Raw genomic sequence first — 5,185 nt, 5'->3', positions numbered from 1 at the left:
ATGAAATTTTCAAAGAACAAAATATTAATAAAAGTGGTTCTAATGGTTGCACAAGGTGGCTCTATTTCATGCACAATGTGGCTCTAAAACATCACACTGCTGGCTTTTTTGGATCGCAGTAAACAATGAAGAAAAATCCGCAACTGCAACATAGCTTACAATAAATATATATTCTAGCCCTGTTGTGTCATATTTGAAAATTTTATCTAAGTGGAGATTTAGGTAGGTGGTATCTAATGATTTGAGAATAAGTCCTTCAATAATAGAATAGGCGGTTCCCTTGTCATCAACAATTTGAACATCAATCTCTCCATCGGATATGCCTTTATTTGAAAGCCCCCACTGTGTCTGATCTTTTGTGCGAAAGCCAGAAGCCTCTAATAATTGTGCAATAAATTTGTTCCGAATATTTTCCTCTGAACCATAGTAATGTCTCGTTCCTTGCAGTGTTACACAGGCGTACATTATACGTTCAAATAACTTATCATATCCATTGCTATTCGTGAGTTGATCCAATATATTGGAAATTATCTGTAGATTAGAATCTTTTATAGCATCATAAAATATCCTGCTTTTACTTTCTGGTAAATGCGGAAAAGTTCTTATGATGCTCTGATTAAAAAAATCATATTCACTTATTTCTGTTTCTGATTGTTGTTGAATAACATCTTTCAAATATATTAGGAATTCAGCTTGATTTTCCTCAATACTATCGTCATTTAGTAAACAATCTATTTTGCACAAAACACTATGGAAATTCGTTTTAAAGACAGGCTCGATCACTTTTGTTATTAAATTATCGGATATACCATGCTCAATTTCCATAGAAAATAAATCTGATTTTACAGATTGATTTTGGATATTAAAAAATTCCATACAAAGTTGATCAAACTCAGCTTTATAATTCAACCAGTTTTTTGTGTCTTTTTTAATTATCAATTTTGCATTATACAATTTAGAGTATATTGCACGATGCAGTGTAACTACATCAGGGTTCCAGCTATATATTCGCTGAATGAAAATCAGACGCTCTAACTCTTTAATGCATTTATCAAACTCCAACCAATTATTACAGAAAATGTAAATAATCGAATTTGTAATAACCTTAAATAAGCTTGCATCTATTCTGTTTTCCTCTTTGGAAGCTACATCAAAATGAACATATGCAATTCTTAGAACTTCTACTACTTCATCAATTGATCTTTTTTCCCTTGCAACAAATAAATTTATCAAGCCTAATTGATAGTTACTTTCTGTTGATACCAGCGAATCACTTTGTGCCAGTTCATTTAAAACAGACTGAATATCAGTATCATAAGGATATAACAATGCAAGTCGCTTAATTCTTAACGTTTCAAGGTGGATATCGCTGGTTGGTTCCCATGAGTCCAAAAGTATATCCAAGATATTTCTATCTTTTAAAATGTCGGCTAAAAACATCCTAATAGAAAAGTCGATTGCTTGACATTTTGAATAAATTGCTTCTTGTGAATCTGCAATAATTTGGTGGATAAAGCTGACCAATTGTCTTGAGTTTTGTTTTTCAAAATTGCATAAAGGGAGTTGCCCCTCCCAAAAGTTTAATTTTTCTGCTTGATTTTTTGTTTTATATGTATCTAAAATCGCAATATCAAAACACATATTGATCAGCCTCATAGACAAATTGACTTCTTACAATATCACTCAGATTACGTTCAGCAGTTCCGATTAATATTTGCAACTTGTCTGCATATCTATTTTCTATATCTGCGAGCACAGCCTTTAATCCTTCTAAATATTTGTTATCCCCTTCTTCCTTAGCGGGGCTGTCAATCATTAGAAGTCTGGGATGCTTACCATAATTCTTTTGAATATCAAGTTGAATAATACTAAGATAAAATGCCAACTTAACGCGCAATTGCTCACCCTCAGCTATGTCTTCAAACTTTATTCTTGTTCCATTCTGTGTATATTCAATATTAAAAAGCTTATCAATATGGATCTTGGTTATTGAAGGCAATCCAAAAGCATGGATTTCATTCAACATCAAATCTTCTAATGACGTTAAAACTGGTTTGCTTTCCTCAAAACGCTTGTTAATAAAATAATCTATAGATATTTCAAGCACTTCTAGCTTCTTATTTAGCTTACCAACATTGTCGTCACTATCTACCTCTTGTAAGCTTAATCTATAATTAAGAATGGCTTTTTGAGAAATGAGTTCATTTTCTCTTTCAGTAGACTGCTTTAATTTGTCATTTAACTCATTGAGTTGTTTGTTTATCTGTGCGCTCTTTTGGGATAATTCAGCATAGTCATTATTTTGAATAGTTTTTTCAATATCTAGTTTTTCTTTTTCAAGACCACTAATGCTTTTTTGCAAAGTACTAATTTTTTCCTCTATTTCATTTATCTTGATTTCTAGAATTATTTTTGTCTCTGTTAATTGCTTTAGTCTTTCAGAAAACTGCTCCTTATTCTCAATTTCAGAAACAACAGGTTTGTGACATAAATTGCATTCGTGTTCTTCATTGGTGGGTGACATATCTATTTCATGATTACACGAGGGACACATTTTGATTGTTAGATTTGAGAAAAAATACCCGGATTCCAAGTATTCTTTTAAGTCATTAATTTTTCTTGTTATTTTAGTTACTTCTTTTTCTAGCCCATCTTTCTCTTTGGTAAGGCTATCACGAGCACTGCGGCTATTATCCAATTCCGCAAGGAGTTGATAATGTCGATTATTGCTAGAACTAAATATCATAGAAGATGCTTGAATGTCCATAAAAAGACTGTTTTGTAATTCTTTCAATGATTGAAATTTGACATAATCCGAATTTGTACGGATAGCATCAAGGCCTACTTCAATTTTCTTCAACTCATTTAATAAATCTTCTTTCTTAACTAATGATATGTTATCTCCTCCATCTTTTTTAGCTAATGAGTTTTTTATGAAATCTCGTTTTATCATTAACTTATTAATGGTTTTCGTATATTTCAGGCCTAAGAGTATTTGAAATGTCTTTGAACCTTGATTTCCATAGAAAGAATTTGTGTCTTTTGATTCAAGGTAAATTGATTTGAAGTAAGTGCTCCAGCTCGCTTTTGTCTCTCTTAGCTCTATGCTATCTTTCGCAGAATCTTTTTGAGTCCAACTCAATGGATAATACGAAAACTGATTAAAGAAGAAATCTTGAATTTGCACCTCATAATCGCTTTTTGTGTTAGATTGAAAAATAACATTATCATCATATTCGATATTAACTTGGTCAATAGCAGTGCTATACAGAGTGCTGGACATTCGAGAAGATGTTTTGTCAATACAAATTGTATAACTTTTAGCTGCAATACTAAAGCCAAGCATAATTGTTTTAATCCAAGAAGATATGTCTGATTTCAAACTGTCCCTACCTGTTAGGGCAAATTTAACAACCTTAAATACACTCGACTTACCTGTTAGATTATCTGCAATTATTATATTAATTCCAGAAGCAAATTTTTGGATATAATCAATTTTATCACCATTATTTTTGGTCCCTGTAAACCTTAATTCTTCCAATAAAATCCTTTTTCCCGTAGCAATTGGAAGTTCTGCTACATATTCGTTACGCTCTAATATTTCATTTAATTCAGTGTCACCAATGACTAAATCTCTTATCTCAAGTTCTTTCTTGAGTTCGGAAATTAATTTTTTCATAAATTTTCACCAAACTCCCTTTTAAAAATGGTTTTCACCTTTTCTTGTACATTGGCTATAAACTCTTTATAGGACGTGTTTCTATAAGTTTCTTCTTCATATTGCATATTTTTAAGTTGTGTGCCAGTATAATCACCTAAATACTGCTTAATTTGTTCACAGCGATCAATATACCATTTTAGCGAGTCCATTTCTGATAGAACCTTATCAGTTTTTTCTTTAGCATATTTGGTAACATAATATTGTTTGTCGATAACATTTAACTCAATATTTCTTTTGCTCTTAAAAACAATGAAACCATAGCTTTCTAAAAATGCAATTACATCATCTATATCCTCATAGGCTCCGAAGAAGAACTTTTCCATTTCAAGCCTTCTGATTTCAGGTTCTCTATTTTTGAAAATATCAATAATAACATTTTTGATTTGATTCCTGTCATGTTTTTTTGTAGGAAGCAAATTGAGCAGCTCAAGTGCAAAGTAATCTGGATTTCTAAGCAGAAAATCAATCTTTTGTATTCTAGTCTCAGTATATAAAACACGCACCAAATTCAGATTAGTTGAGTCATGAAACTCTTCAGAAAAGAAATATATGATTAAAAAAATTCTAATCCTATCTTTATATAAGCGTATTATGTCTTCCATTTTGACCCTCCTAATAATAATAATGTTTTAGAATACCATAAACCGTTAATCAATCCTATTGAGAGTAGGGTGCCAATCTACCGCAATCATTTTGATAGCGCTAGATATAACGGTCTATCTAACTTCCCATTATTGCTATAACGTATGTGTTGCCCAACTTCCCATTATAGACGCCCATGCGTGGGTTCGCGCACCAGCAAATTAATGAAAACTACGAGCTCCTGTGATATTCTTTGACTACGGCATAAGGTCGGAATGTCTTGGTGCTTTGAGCCCGATATTATAGACTGACTAAGGTTTCCTGCTTGAACCACAAATTGTTGCCATGAGCACGCAGGGTAGATTAATATGTTCCAGGAAACCCGCCGTAAATTCTGAGTCATTGGAGGTATCTCAATGAATGTAATTTACGAGCGTTGTTGTGGTATGGATGTTCACAAGAAGACAATCGTTGCCTGCGTATTATCAGGCAAAAAGAAGGAGATTAGGAGTTTCAGTACGATGACTGCTTCGCTTCTTTGCTTAGTTGACTGGCTTAAAGGCGTTGATTGTCAATGCGTGGCTATGGAAGCAACGGGCTCATACTGGAAGCCAATCTACAATCTTCTGGAAATGGAGGGGATGCCGGCTTTAGTTGTTAATGCTCAACACATTAAAGCTGTACCAGGTCGTAAAACTGATGTCAAAGACTCTGAATGGATTGCTGATTTACTACGTCACGGGTTGTTGAATGGCAGCTTTATTCCCAAGCGGGAACAGCGTGAGCTCAAAGAGCTCGTACGCTATCGCCGAAGCATGGTGCAGGAGCGTGCCAGGGAATTGAATCGTATTCAAAAAGTTCTTGAGGGAGCCAATATCAAAT

4 protein-coding genes are annotated in these 5,185 nt (G+C 33.4%); 1 reads left to right on the top strand and 3 read right to left on the bottom strand.

Annotation, left to right across the window (positions count from 1 at the left end; genetic code table 11):
- Positions 1–66: 66 nt before the first annotated feature.
- Genes AWB54_RS14785 through AWB54_RS14775 form a run of 3 tightly spaced genes read right to left on the bottom strand, consistent with a single transcriptional unit; the run spans position 67 to position 4,323 of the window.
- Positions 67–1,641, bottom strand: coding sequence for a hypothetical protein (locus AWB54_RS14785; RefSeq protein ID WP_061215369.1), 1,575 nt, complete (start codon positions 1,639–1,641; stop codon positions 67–69).
- Entirely contained in the window at positions 1,631–3,679 is a 2,049-nt protein-coding gene (locus tag AWB54_RS14780) for a coiled-coil domain-containing protein (protein WP_061215368.1), read from the bottom strand. Before AWB54_RS14780 ends, AWB54_RS14785 begins: the two co-directional genes overlap by 11 nt.
- Entirely contained in the window at positions 3,676–4,323 is a 648-nt protein-coding gene (locus AWB54_RS14775; protein WP_061215367.1) for a hypothetical protein, read from the bottom strand. The genes AWB54_RS14780 and AWB54_RS14775 overlap by 4 nt, the downstream gene beginning before the upstream one ends.
- A 396-nt stretch (positions 4,324–4,719) precedes the next feature.
- Between AWB54_RS14775 and AWB54_RS14770 the strand changes: the two genes are divergently transcribed.
- The coding region (locus tag AWB54_RS14770; RefSeq protein WP_153014762.1) for an IS110 family RNA-guided transposase at positions 4,720–5,185 on the top strand (466 nt) is incomplete at its 3' end.

Origin of the sequence: Syntrophomonas wolfei subsp. methylbutyratica, from assembly GCF_001570625.1 — a bacterium.
GTDB classification, from domain to species: domain Bacteria; phylum Bacillota; class Syntrophomonadia; order Syntrophomonadales; family Syntrophomonadaceae; genus Syntrophomonas; species Syntrophomonas methylbutyratica.
The sequence above is the reverse complement of the archived record's forward strand: the minus strand, read 5'-3'. Positions and strand labels throughout refer to the sequence as shown.

Coding starts and splice junctions, on each gene's coding strand:
- AWB54_RS14785 (WP_061215369.1), bottom strand. CDS start 1,641: ATGTGTTTTGATATTGCGATTTTAGATACATATAAAACAAAAAATCAA.
- AWB54_RS14780 (WP_061215368.1), bottom strand. CDS start 3,679: ATGAAAAAATTAATTTCCGAACTCAAGAAAGAACTTGAGATAAGAGAT.
- AWB54_RS14775 (WP_061215367.1), bottom strand. CDS start 4,323: ATGGAAGACATAATACGCTTATATAAAGATAGGATTAGAATTTTTTTA.